The sequence below is a fragment of the Aureimonas sp. SA4125 genome (assembly GCF_019973775.1).
In the GTDB taxonomy this organism is placed as follows: Bacteria; Pseudomonadota; Alphaproteobacteria; order Rhizobiales; family Rhizobiaceae; genus Plantimonas.
In genome coordinates, this window is sequence record NZ_AP025032.1 from 4,045,952 (window position 1) to 4,062,064 (window position 16,113).

A 16,113-nucleotide genomic window follows, 5' to 3' on the forward strand; every position below is an offset into this window, starting at 1 on the left:
CGCTTGCCGTCGAAGAGTCGACATTCCTTGCCCCGACAGCCGCACAGAAATGTACAGACTCGACGGCGTCCAACCGGGCGCCCACCCTCATCGCCCGAGATACACTTCGACCACCCGCGGATCGGCGCTGACGGCGTCGAGCGTGCCTTCGGCCAGCACCGAGCCCTCGTGCAGGCAGGTGACCTTCACACCGAGCGCCCGGACGAAATGCATGTCGTGCTCGACGACGACGACCGAGCGGGTTTTCGCGATGTCCTTCAAGAGGCGCGCGGTCTCCTCGGTCTCGGCGTCGGTCATGCCGGCGACAGGCTCGTCGACAAGGAGGAGCTCGGGGTCCTGCGCCAGGAGCATGCCGATCTCCAGCCACTGCTTCTGGCCATGGCTGAGATCGGCCGCGAGCGTCTTGCGCTTGTCGCCAAGGCGCGTCGTCGTCAGGATGTCCTCGATCCCGGCCGCCTCGGCCGCCGTGTTGCGGTGGAACAGCGTCGCGAGCACGCCGCGCGGGCCGGCCATGGCGAGACGCAGATTGTCCTCGATGGTGTGGCTGTCGAAGACGGTCGGCTTCTGGAATTTTCGCCCGATGCCCATCGAGGCGATGTCCGCCTCGTCGTGCTGGGTGAGGTCGATGTCGCCTTTGAAGTAGACGTCGCCCTTGTCGGGCCGGGTCTTGCCGGTGATGATGTCCATCATCGTCGTCTTCCCAGCGCCGTTGGGGCCGATGATCGCCCGCATCTCGCCCCGGGCGACGACGAGCGACAGGCCGTTGATCGCCTTGAAGCCGTCGAAGGTCTTCGACACGCCGTCGAGGTAGAGCAGCGTCTCGCGCCGCGCCGTAACGTCGCTCGGCGCGTTCCTGGCTGCCAGCGCCCGCTGCGTCGCATAGGGGTGGGGCGAGACGAAAGGATCGCCCGGATTGGCCCGGACGACGGCGGCCGGCAAGGTCAAGCCGGGCGCCGCCGGAGAGGCCGGGCCCTGCACCGGTTCTGTCACTTGCAAGCCTTGCGCCTGTCGCAGCCGCTCCGCCTGCCTTTCCGCCTCGCGCCGTGCCGCGCTCTCCTCGGTCATTACGCTCACTCCGCCGCGCTCGGGGCCGCATCGCCGGCCATGGTGGCGGCCCGGCTGTCGCCGATGCCCTTCTCCGCGCTCTTCGACAGGCGCCGCGCCCGCATGCTGCCCCAGCCCGCATCGAAGGTGCCGACGATGCCGCGCGGCAGGAAGAGCGTGACGAAAACGAACAGCGAACCCAGCACGAACAGCCAGAATTCCGGCGCCGCGGCGGTGAAATAGCTCTTGCCGGCATTGACGAGGAGGGCGCCCACGACCGGGCCGAGCAGCGTGCCGCGGCCGCCGACGGCCGCCCAGACGACGACCTCGATCGAGTTCACCGGCGCGAATTCGCCGGGATTGATGATGCCGACCTGCGGCACGTAGAGCGCCCCGGCCAAGCCCGCCATCATCGCCGAGACGGTGAAGGCGAAGAGCTTCACGTGCTCTGCCCGCCAGCCAAGGAAGCGCGTACGGCTTTCCGCGTCGCGCACGGCCAGCATCAGCTTGCCGAGCTTGGAGCGGGTGATCGCCCCGACGAGGACGACGCCGAGCCCGAGCGCGGCGCAACTCGCCACGAACAGGCCGAGCCGGGTGGAATCCGCCTGGACGCTGTAGCCGAGGATTTCCTTGAAGTCGGTCAGGCCGTTATTGCCGCCGAAGCCCATATCGTTGCGAAAGAAGGCGAGGAGCAGCGCATAGGTCAGCGCCTGGGTGATGATCGAGAGATAGACGCCGGTGACCCTGCTGCGGAAGGCGAAATAGCCGAAGACGAAGGCCAGCACCCCCGGCACCAGGAAGACCATCAAGGCGGCGAACCAGAATTGGTCGAAGCCGTGCCAGAACCACGGCAACTCCTTCCAGTTCAGGAAGACCATGAAGTCCGGCAGCACCGGATTGCCGTAGACGCCGCGCGTGCCGATCTGACGCATCAGATACATGCCCATGGCATAGCCGCCGAGCGCGAAGAAGGCGCCGTGGCCAAGGCTCAGAATGCCGACATAACCCCAGACGAGATCGAGCGAGAGGGCCAGCAGCGCGTAACAGAGATACTTGCCGATCAGCGGCACGGCATAGGAGGGAATGTGCAGGGCGCTATCCTGCGGCAGCCACTGATTGGCGAGGGGCACCAGGATCGCGGCGGCGACCAGCGCCAGAACGATGAACCAGACGCGCGCCCCAAGGAATCTGGCGAAAATCATGCCTCCACGAACCTCCCCTTCTGGGCGAACAGGCCACGCGGTCGTTTCTGGATGAAGAGGATGATGAGGACGAGCACGACGATCTTGCCGAGTACCGCGCCGGCATAGGGCTCCAGCAGCTTGTTGACGATCCCGAGCGACATCGCTCCGACCAGCGTGCCCCAGAGATTGCCGACGCCGCCGAAGACGACGACCATGAAACTGTCGATGATGTAGCCCTGACCGAGATCGGGCGAGACGTTGTCGATCTGGCTGAGCGCGACGCCGGCAATGCCCGCAATGCCCGAGCCGAGCGCGAAGGTCGCCGCGTCGACCCAGGGAGTGCGGATGCCCATGGCCGAGGCCATCTTGCGGTTCTGGGTGACGGCGCGCATCTGCAGGCCCATCGCCGTGCGGTTCAGCGCGGCGAGGAGCGCAAAGAAGATCACGGCGGAGAAGACGATGATCCAGGCGCGGTTCCAGGTCACGGACATCAGCCCGATGTCGAATGCGCCGGACATCCAGGAGGGATTGCCGACCTCGCGGTTGGTCGGGCCGAAAATCGTCCGGATGCCCTGCTGCAGGATCAGCGACACGCCGAAGGTCGCAAGCAAGGTCTCCAGCGGCCGCCCGTAGAGAAAGCGGATGAGGAAGCGCTCCATGACGAGACCCACCGAGGCGGAGACGGCGAAGGCCAGCGGCAGCGCGATCGGCAGCGACCAGTCGAAAAGTCCGGGCGCATGGGTCCGGATCGCCTCCTGGACGACGAAGGTGGTGTAGGCGCCGAGCATCACCATCTCGCCATGCGCCATGTTGATGACGCCCATGACGCCGAAGGTGATGGCAAGGCCGATGGCGGCCAAGAGCAGCACCGAGCCGAGCGACATTCCGTACCAGACGTTCTGGGCATAGCCCCATAGCGCGATGTTCTGCTCGATCGCCTCGGCGGCGGCGGTGGCCGCAACTGTCAGCTCGGAAGCTTCGGCGGCGCGGATCTCGCCCAGCACCACCAGCGACTGGCGGTCGCCGCGGTCAGCGATCAGGTCGATGGCCGCGAGCTTTTCGGCCACCGGCCGGTCGGACTTGATCACGGCGGCGGCGCGCGCCTGCTCCAGCCTGACCTTGACGCTGGCGACGTCCTCCTTGGCGATGGCCGCGTCGAGCACGCCGACCTGCTCGGGCGTCGCCGAGGTGAACAGGTTCATCGCGGCGGCGCGGCGGCGCTCGGGATCGGGCGAGCCGAGGGTGAGCGTTCCCAGTGCGTCGGCGACGACGACGCGGATCGAATTCTTCACGCGGACCTTCTCAAGGTCGGCGACGGCTGCGGTGCCGAGGGGCGCGCCGGTATAGGGGTCGAGAATCCCGGCCGGATCGGCCCTGCCGCGGGCGATCACGACACTGCCGTCGGCGCGATAGAAGAGTTCGCCCGCAGCAAGCGCATTCAGGACGAGGGCGACGGCAGGATCGCCTGTCGCCGCAAGCTTGCGCACCGTCGCCTCGGTTTCGTCGAAACTATTCTTGCCGGCAAATTCCGAGATGATCGGGGCGGCGCTCGCCGCATCCTGGGCAGAGGCCAGACCCGGAAAGGCGGCCGCGGCCATCCACATCAGGCCGGCAATGAGAAGCAGTCGCAGCGGATAAAGGGTCATCGGCACGCCGGTCCGGAGGAAATTCAGGCGGGGCGGCGGCTGCCGCCGCCCCGGGGGAAGAAACGCATGCGGGAGGGTCATGCGCGCCTTCCGGGCAGACCTTGCGAAAGAGGGTGCCGTATCGCGCCGGACTGCCAAAAGTGCCGCGCCGCCGGAGCGGTGCGGCTGGGAAGACCTAGTTCGCCGTGACGGTACCGCCGCAGGTCTTGGTCTCGCTGTTGTAGTTGCCGCAGCGGATCGGGTCGGTCCAGTCGGCCACCAGCGGCTTCGATTCCGGCAGGTAGTCCGACCAGGCATCGCCCTCGACGGCCGGGATTTCCTTGACGACCTCGAACTGGCCGTCGGCCTGAATTTCGCCGATCAGCGTCGGCTTGGTGATGTGATGGTTCTTGCCCATCACCGCCATGCCGCCGGTGAGGTTCGGGACCTCGATGCCGACCATGGCGTCGATGACCTTGGCCGGATCGGTGGTGCCGGCCTTCTCGACCGCCTTCACCCACATGTTGAAGCCGATGAAATGGGCCTCCATCGGGTCGTTGGTCACGCGCTTGTCGTTCTTGATGTAGGCGTGCCAGGCCTTGATGAAGGCGGCATTCTCGGGCGTGTCGACCGACTGGAAGTAGTTCCAGGCGGCGAGATGGCCGACCAGCGGCGCGGTGTCGATGCCGGCGAGCTCTTCCTCGCCGACCGAAAAGGCCATCACGGGGATGTCTTCGGCGGTGATGCCCTGGTTGGCGAGTTCCTTGTAGAACGGCACGTTGGCGTCGCCATTGACGGTCGAGACGACGCCCGTCTTCTTGCCGGCCGCGCCGAATTCCTTGATCGCGGAAACCTCGGTCTGCCAGTCACTGAAACCGAACGGCGTGTAGTTGACCTTGATGTCCTCGGCCGGAACACCCTTGGACAGGAGGTAGGCTTCGAGGATCTTGTTGGTCGTGCGGGGATAGACGTAGTCGGTGCCTTCCAGCACCCAGCGCTTGACGCCCTCCTCCATCATGTAGTCGACGGCCGGGATCGCCTGCTGGTTCGGGGCGGCGCCTGTGTAGAAGATGTTCTTGGACGATTCCTCACCCTCGTACTGCACGGGGTAGAAGACGACGGTGTCGAGTTCCTCGGCCACCGGCAGGATCGACTTGCGCGAGACCGAGGTCCAGCAGCAGAACACGGCGGCGACCTTCTGGGCCGAGACGAGGTCGCGCATCTTCTCGGCGAACAGCGGCCAGTCGGAGGCGGGATCGACCACCACGGGCTCGAGCTTCTTGCCGAGGAGGCCACCCTTGGCGTTCTGCTCCTCGATGAGCATCAGCATGACGTCCTTGAGGGTCGTCTCGGAGATCGCCATCGTGCCGGAGAGAGAGTGCAGCACGCCGACCTTGATCGTATCGGTGTCCTGCGCCATCGCGCCCGTCACGCCCAACGACCCCAGTGCACCCAGCGTCAAGGCGGTCGCCGCACCGCGGAACCAGTTATAGGCTGCATTCATGAGACGCTCTCCAGACAACCGGCGCGTCCCCTGACGCGCCCTCGTGTCCAGACTGGCAAGCGCCATGCCATTTGGCGGCCACGCGGGAGAAGTGCACCGGCATGCGCTCGGTGCTTCTTTAACGACCTGTCTGGCGTTCTTGGCTGGGGCCACAAGAGGGCCCGCGGACCGCCATGTCACGCACCGCCCATGCACCGGCATATGCTCAATCGATATTCAACTGCGCAATTTGCAGGCAATTCGCGGTCGCAGGCTTAGACGCCTCTTGACCGAGCGAATGGCTAAATCGCCTGTTCGCGATCCTCGGGCCAGGCACATTTCCAGCTGACTACCTTCCACTTCGGGTGATTGCCTGCCCATTCCGCTACGTAGGGCGTCGAGAGCATCATGCACTGGGCAAGTGTTCCACGGCTCTCATAGGAGATGCGCTGCTCCTCGCAGGCGCTGGGATCAGCGAGGAGGCAGACGGAGAGAATGAGGTCGATCATCAGCGGTCTCCCGGACAGGGCTACAGTGCCAAGCTCCAGCTACGCGCCAGAGGCTCCAAAGGACGCACGCTGCCCTTGCGACACTTGGCCGCAGGCATCCCATCATGCGGCGGTTGCTGGGATGTCCGGTGCTTCTTCACGCCATGGTGACCGAACTCCCGCCGCTGGCACTCGGCGCCGCACCAGCCGGCGATTTACAACCGTCTCAGGAAAGCGGTAGAAAAATCTCCCCGAGGCCGAGCATGGCGGTGTCGCCGCCAAGGCGCCGCATGGAACCGCCATCGAAGAGTCCCGACGCGAAGGGCGGCACAGCGAAGGCGCGGGCCATCAGCCTTAGGATGATGAGATCGGCGGGGCCATTGTCGAGAAAAGTCGGTCCGATCGCGGACGCGCCGCCGGCGAGCACCAGCGTGCCCCGCTTCATCAGCATGCCGGGATAGCGTCCGGCCCGGCCGCCGACCACGAGCGTCCCGGCAATCATGCGCGACCCCGCGTGATCGCCGGCATCGCCCTGGACCAAAATCGTGCCACGCCGCATCCGATCCCCGGCGCGCGCGCCGGCCGAGCCGAGGACCTGGATCGTGCCGCCGCGAAGGCCTGTCGTCTCGCCGGCCAGCGGTCCGCCGAGATCGTCGCCCGCGTCGCCTTCGATCGTCAGCGTCCCGCCCAGCATGCCCGAACCTGCGAAGGGACCTGCCGCGCCCGTCACCGTGATCGTTCCGGACACCATCGACCGGCCGACCTGCTGCCCGACCGCGCCGTCGACGCGGATAGCGCCTCCGTCGAGGCCCTCGCCAATCCGGTCGAAGCGCTCGGAGCCGCCGGTGAAGGTGATGGTCTCGAGATCGCCGAAACCGATGGCGAAGGCGTCGCCGACGGTCAGCCTCTCGCGGCTGGTGCCGATCGCGATGGCGCCGATCTCCCGCTCGCCGAGGCCGGCAAGGTGGCGCGCGGTCAGGCGGGACAAGTCGAGGCGCTGGTTCGGCTCGCCGCGCAGCGTGAAGGTCAGACCGCTCATGGTGCCAGATCCTTCAGGTGGTAGTGGTGCGGCCCGAGTTGGCCGCCGTAATTGCCGGCGCTGACGCGCAGCGCGCCGCGCTCGGGGCCGAGATCGACCACCGCCTTCAGGCCGACGCGCATCGCCTCGGCGACGATGTCGGAGGTCAGGCCGTCGATGACGATCTCCAGCACCGAGCCGACCTCCGGCGTCAACTGCGTCGGGCTGACACCCTTCAGCGTCGGGCAATAGGCGTTGTTGGTGGAGGCCATCATGCCCTTGTACTTGCCGCCGACCTTCGAGCCCGATCGGACGACGCCGCCGGGAAACGGCATGATCGCCCCCTCCACCGCATGGACCGCATCGACCGCAGCTTCCGCAGCGGCCAGCGCCTTCGCGGCATTCTCGGCGAGGAACAGGAGATTGCCACCGCCGACGCCCTTGCCGGTCATCCCGGTCTTCGCCTCGCAGAGGAATTCGCCCTCCATCACCGGCATCCGCCAGTAGTGTTTGCCGGCGAATTTTTTCGAGATCTGCCAGCCATCGGCGAAATAGCGGATGGCGTTGCCGAGGTCGATCTTGGACTCGCCTTCGAGGCCCGCAAAGCAGGCGGAGGACGGCGCGGTGAGAATGCACTGGCCAAGCCGGGTCGCCAGTTGCTTCTTCAGCCCCTCCCCGTCCATGCCGAAGATCAGGATCCGCGCACCCGGCCGGCCGTCGGGCGTCTCCTCCGGCGACAGCATTTTGTCGATGCCGGCTTCGACGCCGCAGGCGATGACGGAGGTGGCAAAACCCGTCATCGAGCGCGCCGCCTCCAGCACCCAGCGCTCGTTCACGGCGGTGACGACGATCCCCGTACCGCTCATCGGAAAGGCTTCGGCGAAAGTGTCGTCGATGACGACGCCGTTGCGGGTCAGCGCTGCCATGGAACCACCTTGAAGGGATCTGCGAGACCGAGGGCATGCTCCGGCACCTGGAACCAGCGCATCGGAATCCCATAAGTGTCGTCGAAATAGCGCTCGAGCCGGCGCGTCATGGCCGGATCCGCCTTGGTGTCGAGCGTCAGCGTCCGCCCCATGCGGCGCGACACGACCGCGCCGTCCTGGACCACGAGATGCCCGTCCTTGTAGAGAAGGGCCGCCTTGCCGAAGAGCGCGGAACGGTCGCCGCCGGCGCGGTAGACCGCGACATCGGCGATCTTGCCCGGCGAAAGATCGCCGCGATCGGCGAGCCCGAGGAGCTTGGCAGGCGCGGCCCGCGTCATGATCGCGATCTCGGCCAGCGTGTATTCGCGCTCGATCTCGGCCAGCCGCGTCATCGCCACCGCCGCCTTCGGCAGGGCCTCGATCCACTGCCTGCGAAGATTGCGGTCCATCAGCAGGGCGAAGAGATCGGGATAGGCCGTGAACGGCGCGCCGTTCGGATGATCGGTGGTGAAGAACACGCGCCAGGGATCGTCGATCAGCAGGAAGAGTTCCAGCCCGATCGCCCATTGCAGGGCATTGTAGTAATTGGCCTGGCGGTAGTCGATCGGCACGACGCCACCGCCATTGGCCTCGGCGTCCTGGATCACGCTCTTCTTCGGGCTGGCGCCCGCCCGCCCGCCGAACTGGCGCAGCGCGTCGGAGGAGACGGTCACCGTCTGGCCGAACATCACCTGGCCGATGTCGACGGTGATCTCCGGCGAGGCGTTGACGATCTCGGCAAGCCTTGCCGCCTCCGAGGAGAAGGCGCGGCTGCCCTCCTTGCCGTAGCCGTAGAACTGGATATGGGCGAGATGCAGCGGAACGCCGTCCGCCGCCTGCATGGTCATCTCCGCCGACTCGACGCTGGAGCCGGGGAGACCCAGATTGTTGCAGTGGACGTGCAGCGGATGGGCGATGCCGAGCCGGGACACCGCACCCTGCAAGGCCTTGACGATCTGGCGCGACGTGACGCCGTAATCGGGCACCGTGTCGTCGAAGGAGAAGGCCCGCACATTCGCCTTGAAGGCCGCCGAGCCGCCGGCATTGATCGTCTTCACGCCGAGCGAGCGGGCAGAGGAGACGGTCCAGGCGACATAGTCCTCGATCGCCTGCTCGCTCTCGCCGGCCCGCAGCATCGACAGGAGAAAATCGTCATTGCCGAGGACGACCAGCGTCGCCTTGTCGATGATCGGGATGTCGGCAAGCTCCAGATGAGCGTGCAGTGCCGCCGTCGGCGCCATGGCGGGCTCGACCACGGTGGTAAAGCCCATCGCGGCATAGAGAATGCCCGTCTCCTCGGTGGTCCAGCCGACCTTGCCGAGCGGCGTCTGGCCGGGACGGGCCTGGAACGCCTTGTGATATTCCGGCAGGAGCAGCCGCGCCGTGTTCACATGGCCGCCGGCAATGTGGGAGTGGATGTCGATCGCCCCGGCCATCACCACCATACCGCTGCAGTCGACCACCTCGTCCGCCGGCCGGCCGTTGGCGGGCGCCGCGACGATCAGCCCGTCCTCGATATAGACGTCGCCGATGCCGTCGCGGCCGTTGACCGGATCGACGACATGGCCTCCCTTGAGAACCCTCAGCATCATGCCGCCCTTTCCGCTGGAGCGCCGAGCGCCGCGGTGATCGCCAGGAGGATCGCGGCCGCCGAGCCGCCGGGGCCGTCCGCGGCCGGCCCGTCCACGGGCACGAAAGTCGCGGCCATGTCGTCATAGAGCGCGCCGGCATGATCGCGGCCGGCAAGCCCGACCTCGAAGGCGACGGCCGGCGTCCCTGCAAAGGCCGCATTGGCCCCCGCGATGGCGATCACCGGCAGGGTGCCGGCATCGACCGGGGCGCTGCCGCCGGCGAGCGCGTCGACATGGAGGACGAGGTCGCATTCACCCGATGCAATCAACCGGCGCCCGTCATAGGCGAAGGGATCGTGCACAGCGACGCCGCCTGCGAAACGGCTGCGCAGGGGAAACCCGCTGACGGCCGTGGCGATCTGCGCCGCGCCGAAAGCCTGACCGGCGCCGCCGAGCGCCAGCGACGAGGCGCGCGTCGTGAGGTTCAGGTCGGCGACGAGGCCCGACAGCATCTCGGCGCCGAGCGCGTCGAGCGAGGCGGCGGACCAGACGACGCAGGCAAAGCGCGCCTCGGCGAGGAATGCGGGGACGCTCGCTGCGGCGGCCGTGTCGATCGGCCCCGTCGCAAAACGCCGTCCGCCCAGCGCGGCGCGAATCATCGCGACCCCTTGCGCAAGGTCCGGTCCGGCACAGGCGATCGTCTCGGCGTCGATGCCGACGGTCGGCAGGACGGCGCCTGCCGGGCCGCCGAGCCAGACGACCTTGCGGCCGCGTGATTCGCCCGGCTCGCCGGACGTCCCATTCCCGCCGAGTACGAAGGTGAGGAAGTCCGGCGACTGCGCGGCCACCTCGGCCCCGACCACGAGAAAGCGGTCGGCGCGACGGCGCATCTCGGCCGGCGCCGCGACGAACATGCCGGCGCTGCGCAGAACATCGAGGTTGCGATAGAGAATATCCGACCCCGCATGGTCGATCACGCCGCCCGCCTGCCGTGCGAGGGCCAGCGCTGCCTTGACGCCGGCGACGTCGACGGCGAGCCCGGTGACGAGCGGCAACCGGCTCGCGGCGATAAGCCGTGCGGCCTCCGCGACGGCCTCGTGCTCAGGGACTTCGGTCCCGCTGATCCATGCTTTGCCCAAAAGACTTCGCTTCCTGGCGCCCGGCCATCAGTTACAGGAAACCCGGTCGAGGCGCCAAGCCCTGGTCGGTGATTAATCGCGCCGATCGTGCTTGATATAGGCGAAGCGCGGGTCGTCCGGCGGCCCCGTCAGGGCGCCGCCCTCGGTCCCGGGCTGCCAACCGACGACTTCCTCGATCTTTGCCGCCAGCTCGAAATCCTTGTCGGTGATTCCCTTGGCGGCATGGTTCATCAGGCGTATCTCGACCCAGGCGTAGGAAGCGGTCAAGTCGGGATGGTGGAACGCTGCTTCCGCCAGATGCCCGACCGTGTTGATGACCATCAGCGTCGATTTCCAGCCGGACGTCTTATACGTTCGCCGGATGCATCCGTCCTCCAGCCGCCAGGCCGGCAGTATCTCGCGCAGCCTTTCTTCGACTTCCGCCGGTGGATAGGTCCTTTCGTTCCTGTCAGCCATCTCGACCCTTCTCCCTTGTCGGTTCCGGACAAACCGGAATAATAGGGCCTGGGCATCAGAGGACAGGGCATTATCGTGAAATCAGACGTCGTCAACGTCTCGGCGCCCGCGCGCCTCCACCTCGGCTTCCTCGACATGAACGGCAGCCTTGGCCGCATGTTCGGCGGCATCGGCATGGCAATCTCGGCGCCGGTGACCCGGCTGACCCTGTCGCGTGCCAGCACCACGACGGTGGATGGCCCCGACAGGACGCGCGCCCGCTGGCATCTCGAGGCCATTCGTTCGCATCTGTCGATCAGCTACGAGCATCACCATCTCGTCATCCACGAGGTGATCCCGTCGCATTCGGGCCTCGGGTCGGGAACGCAGATCGCGCTCGCGGTCGCTGCGGCGGTGCGTGCGCTGGAAGGCCTGCCCCTCGATCCCGAGGGGGACGCGCAGTTCCTCGGCCGCGGCAACCGCTCGGGTGTCGGCGCCGGGTTCTTTCTCAAGGGCGGCGTCCTCGTCGACGGCGGAAAGGGACACTCTGCCTCCCCACCGCCGGTCATCGCCCGGTTGCCCTTTCCCGAGGACTGGCGCGTCATCATGGTTCTCGATCCTGCGCTGAAGGGTCTTACCGGCAACGCCGAGGTCGACGCCTTCTCAACCCTGCCGCCCTTTCCCGAGCGTGACGCCGCCGACATCTGCCGCCTTGTCCTGATGCAGGTTCTACCGGCCCTGGCCGAGACCGACATCGCCGCCTTCGGCGCGGCGATCAGCGACATCCAGCGCCGCGTCGGCCAGCATTTCGGCCCGGCGCAGGGCGGACCCTTCGCCAGTCGCCAGGTCGGCGACGCCATCGCCATGCTCGGCACGCTCGGCGCCCATGGTCTCGGGCAGAGTTCCTGGGGCCCGACCGGCTTTGCCTTTGCGCCCGGCGCCGAGGAGGCGGCCGTCCTCGTCCGGCAGCTGAAGGAATCGGGCAATACCGAAGGCCTCGACATCCGGATCGTCGAAGGCCGCAACGACGGGGCGACGATCGAGATCCCTGCTCCCTAGACCCGCCCAAACGGCCTACGTCCCTGTTCGCGGCGGCGGAATCGACCGGCCAGCCATGCCTGGAGAATATGATGACGGCAAAGAATATCCTGCACATGCTGACGCCGCACCGGCATGTCAGCCCCTTCGACGTGAACATGGCCGCCGATGCCGGCTTCGACGTCATCGTGCCTTATGAGAACGTGACGCTCGACGAGGTCGGGGACCTCGTGCAGGACGCGATGTTCTCGCGCCCGCCGCATGACGGCGCGTCGACCGCCATCTTCTTCGGTGGCGACGATGCGGTGCTCGCGCTCGACATGATCGACGCGGCCAAGAAGGCCCGGGTTTCGCCCTTCGGCACGCATGCCTTCGCCGACCCGCAGGGCTCCTTCACGACGGCCGCCGCCATGGTCGCCTGCACCGAGAAGGTGCTGAAGGAAAAGAAGAACCAGGACCTCAAGGGCACGCGCATCGCCGTCTTCGGCGCGACCGGCGTCGTCGGCTACTGCGCCGCCGTCATTGCCGCGCTGGAAGGCGCCAAGGTGACGCTCGTCGGCCATAGCGGCCTCGAGCGTGTGAAGGCGAGGGCAGACGAGATGAAGCAGCGCTTCGGCGTCGACGTCGCCGCGGTCAACGGCGCAAGCGATGCGGAAAAGGCTGACGTGCTGGCCGAGACCGAGGTCGTCTTCGCCGCCGCCAAGGCCGGCGTGCGTGTCCTCACCACGGCGCTTCTCGCCGGCGCACCGAAGCTTCTCGCTGCGGCCGACGTGAATGCCGTGCCACCATCCGGCATCGAGGGTATCGACGTCTTCGACCTGGGCAAGGAGATCGCCGGCACCGAGACGCACGGGATCGGGGCGCTCGGCATCGGGGCGCTCGCCATCGGCAACGTGAAGTATCAGACCGAATCCGGCCTGTTCAAACGCATGATCGCCTCCGACGAGGTCCTGGTCCTCGACTTCCGCGATGCCTTCACCCTCGCCCGCACACTCGTACCCGACCTGTGATCGAGCCTGTCCCAACGAAGGGCGATCTCCTGATCGCGACCTTCTCCGCCCGCTCGCTTGCCGCCAGCGCGCGCGCGGCGGGCTATCGGCCGCTGGTCGCCGATCTGTTCGCCGACAACGACCTGCGTGATCTCGTCGCCGACTTCCGCACGGTCGACGGCGACTTCGTTTCCGGCTTCGACGGGGCGGCCCTCCTCTCGGCGCTGGAATCCCTGGCGGCGGGCCGCGACCTCGTCGGCATCGTCTGCGGCCCCGGCTTCGAGGATCGACCGGAACTCCTCGACGCGATCGCCGAGCGCTGGCGCCTCCTCGGCAATACCGGCGAGACCGTGCGCCGCCTCAAGGATCCGATGGGTTTCGCCGGGCTCTGCCGGGAACTCGGCATCCGCCATCCCGAGACGCGGATGGAACGCCCGGCATCGGACGAGGATGGCTGGCTCAGCAAGCGCGCGGGCGCGGCCGGAGGGCTTCACATCGGGCCGCTCGCCGAGCGCGCGCCCTCTCCCGACCGCTACTACCAGCGCGTCGTTGGCGGCGACCGTCGATCCGTGCTGTTCCTTGCCAGTGGCGGCAAGGCGGAAATTCTCGGCCTGTCGGAACAATGGCCGAGCCCGAGCCCGACCGAGCCCTACCGCTATGGCGGCGCCTGCGGTCCCGTGACGGTGGCCGACGGCCATGCCGAGGGCATGCGCCGGGCGGTCGAGGCGATCGCTGCGGCCATCCCCGCTCTCGTCGGCCTCGGCAGCGCCGATTTCCTCTTGGCCGACGGCGAAGATCCGGTGCTCCTCGAGATCAATCCGCGCTCGGGCGCCTCGATGGACGTCTTCGAACGTCCTGGCCATCCGCTCTTGCGCCTCCATATCGACGCCTGCGAGGGCCGACTGCCCGGCCCCGCCGGCGCCCTGCCGAAAGAGCCCGTCCGGGCCGCGGGTTTTGCCTATCTCGGCGTCGAAACCGTTACGGTCGGCGCCGTCGATTGGCCTGACTTCGTTTCCGACCGGCCGATGCCGGGAACCGTCATCCGCTTCGGCGAGCCGCTGTGTACGCTGAAGGCGGACGGACCCGACGCCGACACGGCCATCGCCCTGTTTGCCGCGCGGCTTTCCGCCATGAAAAGCATGATCGAAGGATCGTTCGCATGACCGTGTCCCCTGCCCGCCGCGCCGCGATCTCCGTCAACCGCGGCGCCGAGCCGCTCGTCGCGACGCTCATTGCCCGCGCGGACGCGCTGGGCGTGACGGTATCCACCGGCGCCGCCGGCGAAACGCTGGTCGATTGCGGTGCCGCCGTCGCCGGCAGCCTCGAAGCCGGCCGTCTCCTGACCGAGATCTGTCTCGGCGGCCTCGGAAGCGTCGCCATCGGCACGGATGCGAGCCTGCCGGCCTATCCCTTCACGCTGACCGTGCAAACATCGAACCCCGTCATTGCCTGCCTCGGCAGCCAGTATGCCGGCTGGATGCTGACCGCGGGCGAAGGCGACAGCGCCTATTTCTCCATGGGCTCGGGCCCCGCCCGGGCGCTTGCCGGCAAGGAGGAGCTCTACGGCGACATCGCCTATGCCGATGACAGTGCCAGCGGCTTTCTGGTGCTGGAGACGGCCAGCCCGCCGCCGGAAGAGCTCGTCCGCCGGATCGCGGCGGACTGCAAGGTCGCGGCCGACCGGCTGACCATCCTCTACGCGCCGACGCAGAGCCTTGCCGGCACCGTGCAGATCATCGGTCGCGTCGTCGAGGTGGCGATGCACAAGGCGCACGTCCTCCATTTCGACCTCACCCGCATCGTCTCCGGTCTGGGCTCCGCACCGCTTGCCCCGCCGCATCCCGACTTCGTCACCGCTATGGGACGCACCAACGATGCCGTCATCTACGGCGGCCGTGTGCTCCTGCACGTCACCGGCCCGGCGGCCGATGCCAAGGCGCTTGCCGAGGCGCTGCCGAGCCGCAGTTCGAAGGATTTCGGCCGACCCTTCGCCGACATCTTCCGCCAGTACGAAGGCGATTTCTACAAGATCGACGGCAGCCTGTTCAGCCCGGCCGAGGTCGCGGTGGTGGCGCTGGAGACCGGCGAGACGTTTCGCGCCGGCGGCGTCGACGCGGCCCTCGTCGCCGCCTCGTTCGGGTGAGGAGAATGGGCGACGCTCTTTCGCTGCCCTCCGCGCACTCGCAGCCTCTTGGCGACAGGACAGGGACGCCGCCGCGCATCGCGCTGGTGACCGCCGATCTCGATCGCCATGCCCGCGATCTCCTGAAGGCCTTCAAGGCGGCCGGCGCACGGGTCAAGGCGATCGAACTTGCCGACATCGCCTATGACAGCGAGGCCCGCCACGGCCTCGTCCTGCCGCATTTCGGCGAGGACCTGCCCGACGCCGTCTGCGTCCGGACCATGGACGGCGGCAGCTTCGAGCAGGTGACGCGCCGGCTCGGCATCCTCCACGCCTTGTCGGAACTCGGCGTCCTCGTCTCCAACGATGCCCGCGCCATCGAGCGCTGCGTCGACAAGTCGATGACGAGCTTTCTCCTCGCCCGCGCCGGCCTGCCGAGCCCGCGCAGCTGGACGGTGGAATCACGCGATGCGGCGGCGGCCATCATCGCGTCGGAGCCCGGCCCGCTGGTGCTGAAGCCGCTCTTCGGCGCGCAGGGCAAGGGGTTGAAGCTCGTCCGCGGCGCGGACGACCTGCCGGCAGACGAGGCGATTGCCGGCGTCTACTATCTCCAGCGTTTCGCGGGGCGGCGGGAGGGCGGCCTCTTCACCGACTACCGCATCCTTGTCTCCAACGGGCGGATCGCCGCGACGATGATGCGCCAGGCGGGTCAATGGATCACGAACATCAAGCAGGGAGCCGTTCCCCTGCCGATGCCGGCCGATCCCGAGCTGGAAAGCCTGGCGCTCGCCGCGACGCGAGCCGTCGGCGGCGACTTCTGCGGTGTCGACCTGCTGCGCGATGCCGAGGGCGCGGCCCAGGTGATCGAGGTCAATTCGATGCCGGCCTGGACGGGCCTTGAGAAGGCGAGCGGCGTCGACGTGCCCGCGCTCCGGGCGCGCGATCTCCTCGACCAGCTCGGCCCGGCCCGCCAGCCGCGCGCCCGCAGCGCGCTGGCTCGGGCGGTGTGACG

The 16,113-nt window shown here is 67.7% G+C and carries 15 protein-coding genes; 5 read left to right on the top strand and 10 right to left on the bottom strand.

Annotated features, from left to right (window positions below; all coding sequences use genetic code 11):
* Nucleotides 1–87 precede the first annotated feature (87 nt).
* The 10 genes from urtD to Sa4125_RS19200 form a co-directional block, all read right to left on the bottom strand.
* Nucleotides 88–864, bottom strand: a complete 777-nt coding sequence (gene urtD, locus Sa4125_RS19155) for an urea ABC transporter ATP-binding protein UrtD (protein WP_224008018.1) — start codon at nt 862–864, stop codon at nt 88–90.
* Nucleotides 865–1,070: 206 nt separating this feature from the next.
* The gene (gene urtC, locus Sa4125_RS19160) at nt 1,071–2,246 is read right to left on the bottom strand and encodes an urea ABC transporter permease subunit UrtC (RefSeq protein WP_224000571.1); all 1,176 of its coding nucleotides are present in this window, start codon (nt 2,244–2,246) and stop codon (nt 1,071–1,073) included.
* Nucleotides 2,243–3,826 (bottom strand): urea ABC transporter permease subunit UrtB, encoded by a 1,584-nt coding sequence (urtB, locus tag Sa4125_RS19165; protein WP_224008023.1) that lies wholly within the window; start codon nt 3,824–3,826, stop codon nt 2,243–2,245. Before urtB ends, urtC begins: the two co-directional genes overlap by 4 nt.
* Nucleotides 3,827–4,049: 223 nt before the next feature.
* Complete coding sequence (gene urtA, locus Sa4125_RS19170) at nt 4,050–5,273, bottom strand: urea ABC transporter substrate-binding protein (protein WP_224008028.1); 1,224 nt, start codon at nt 5,271–5,273, stop codon at nt 4,050–4,052.
* Between the two features lie 365 nt (nt 5,274–5,638).
* Nucleotides 5,639–5,845: a hypothetical protein gene (locus tag Sa4125_RS19175; RefSeq protein ID WP_224000573.1), complete on the bottom strand. Its 207-nt coding sequence runs from the start codon at nt 5,843–5,845 to the stop codon at nt 5,639–5,641.
* A gap of 205 nt (nt 5,846–6,050) precedes the next feature.
* Nucleotides 6,051–6,863, bottom strand: a complete 813-nt coding sequence (locus tag Sa4125_RS19180) for a formylmethanofuran dehydrogenase subunit C (protein WP_224000575.1) — start codon at nt 6,861–6,863, stop codon at nt 6,051–6,053.
* Nucleotides 6,860–7,768 carry a formylmethanofuran--tetrahydromethanopterin N-formyltransferase gene (gene fhcD / locus Sa4125_RS19185; RefSeq protein WP_224000577.1) on the bottom strand — a complete coding sequence of 303 codons (909 nt, stop codon included), beginning with the start codon at nt 7,766–7,768 and terminating at the stop codon, nt 6,860–6,862. The genes Sa4125_RS19180 and fhcD overlap by 4 nt, the downstream gene beginning before the upstream one ends.
* Entirely contained in the window at nt 7,756–9,396 is a 1,641-nt protein-coding gene (locus Sa4125_RS19190; RefSeq protein ID WP_224008031.1) for a formylmethanofuran dehydrogenase subunit A, read from the bottom strand. Before Sa4125_RS19190 ends, fhcD begins: the two co-directional genes overlap by 13 nt.
* Nucleotides 9,396–10,517 carry a hypothetical protein gene (locus Sa4125_RS19195; protein ID WP_224000579.1) on the bottom strand — a complete coding sequence of 374 codons (1,122 nt, stop codon included), beginning with the start codon at nt 10,515–10,517 and terminating at the stop codon, nt 9,396–9,398. The genes Sa4125_RS19190 and Sa4125_RS19195 overlap by 1 nt, the downstream gene beginning before the upstream one ends.
* 72 nt (nt 10,518–10,589) lie before the next feature.
* Nucleotides 10,590–10,973, bottom strand: a complete 384-nt coding sequence (locus Sa4125_RS19200) for a 4a-hydroxytetrahydrobiopterin dehydratase (RefSeq protein ID WP_224000588.1) — start codon at nt 10,971–10,973, stop codon at nt 10,590–10,592.
* Nucleotides 10,974–11,048: 75 nt separating this feature from the next.
* Here Sa4125_RS19200 and Sa4125_RS19205 point away from each other — a divergent pair, with 75 nt between their 5' ends.
* The 5 genes from Sa4125_RS19205 to Sa4125_RS19225 all read left to right on the top strand — a co-directional run bounded on the left by Sa4125_RS19205 (nt 11,049) and on the right by Sa4125_RS19225 (nt 16,111).
* Nucleotides 11,049–12,011 carry a beta-ribofuranosylaminobenzene 5'-phosphate synthase family protein gene (locus tag Sa4125_RS19205; protein WP_224000596.1) on the top strand — a complete coding sequence of 321 codons (963 nt, stop codon included), beginning with the start codon at nt 11,049–11,051 and terminating at the stop codon, nt 12,009–12,011.
* Nucleotides 12,012–12,082: 71 nt separating this feature from the next.
* The gene (locus tag Sa4125_RS19210) at nt 12,083–13,000 is read left to right on the top strand and encodes an NAD(P)-dependent methylenetetrahydromethanopterin dehydrogenase (RefSeq protein WP_224000598.1); all 918 of its coding nucleotides are present in this window, start codon (nt 12,083–12,085) and stop codon (nt 12,998–13,000) included.
* Entirely contained in the window at nt 12,997–14,142 is a 1,146-nt protein-coding gene (locus Sa4125_RS19215) for an ATP-grasp domain-containing protein (RefSeq protein ID WP_224000601.1), read from the top strand. Before Sa4125_RS19210 ends, Sa4125_RS19215 begins: the two co-directional genes overlap by 4 nt.
* Nucleotides 14,139–15,122, top strand: a complete 984-nt coding sequence (gene mch, locus Sa4125_RS19220) for a methenyltetrahydromethanopterin cyclohydrolase (RefSeq protein ID WP_224000603.1) — start codon at nt 14,139–14,141, stop codon at nt 15,120–15,122. Before Sa4125_RS19215 ends, mch begins: the two co-directional genes overlap by 4 nt.
* 5 nt (nt 15,123–15,127) lie before the next feature.
* Entirely contained in the window at nt 15,128–16,111 is a 984-nt protein-coding gene (locus Sa4125_RS19225; RefSeq protein ID WP_224000605.1) for a RimK family alpha-L-glutamate ligase, read from the top strand.
* Nucleotides 16,112–16,113: the final 2 nt, after the last annotated feature.

Bases quoted from the DNA above. Each gene is read 5' to 3' on its own strand.
- urtC (WP_224000571.1), bottom strand. From the start codon at position 2,246: ATGATTTTCGCCAGATTCCTTGGGGCGCGCGTCTGGTTCATCGTTCTG.
- urtB (WP_224008023.1), bottom strand. From the start codon at position 3,826: ATGGCCGCGGCCGCCTTTCCGGGTCTGGCCTCTGCCCAGGATGCGGCG.
- urtA (WP_224008028.1), bottom strand. From the start codon at position 5,273: ATGGCGCAGGACACCGATACGATCAAGGTCGGCGTGCTGCACTCTCTC.
- Sa4125_RS19175 (WP_224000573.1), bottom strand. From the start codon at position 5,845: ATGATCGACCTCATTCTCTCCGTCTGCCTCCTCGCTGATCCCAGCGCC.
- Sa4125_RS19180 (WP_224000575.1), bottom strand. From the start codon at position 6,863: ATGAGCGGTCTGACCTTCACGCTGCGCGGCGAGCCGAACCAGCGCCTC.
- fhcD (WP_224000577.1), bottom strand. From the start codon at position 7,768: ATGGCAGCGCTGACCCGCAACGGCGTCGTCATCGACGACACTTTCGCC.
- Sa4125_RS19190 (WP_224008031.1), bottom strand. From the start codon at position 9,396: ATGCTGAGGGTTCTCAAGGGAGGCCATGTCGTCGATCCGGTCAACGGC.
- Sa4125_RS19200 (WP_224000588.1), bottom strand. From the start codon at position 10,973: ATGGCTGACAGGAACGAAAGGACCTATCCACCGGCGGAAGTCGAAGAA.
- Sa4125_RS19210 (WP_224000598.1), top strand. From the start codon at position 12,083: ATGACGGCAAAGAATATCCTGCACATGCTGACGCCGCACCGGCATGTC.
- mch (WP_224000603.1), top strand. From the start codon at position 14,139: ATGACCGTGTCCCCTGCCCGCCGCGCCGCGATCTCCGTCAACCGCGGC.
- Sa4125_RS19225 (WP_224000605.1), top strand. From the start codon at position 15,128: ATGGGCGACGCTCTTTCGCTGCCCTCCGCGCACTCGCAGCCTCTTGGC.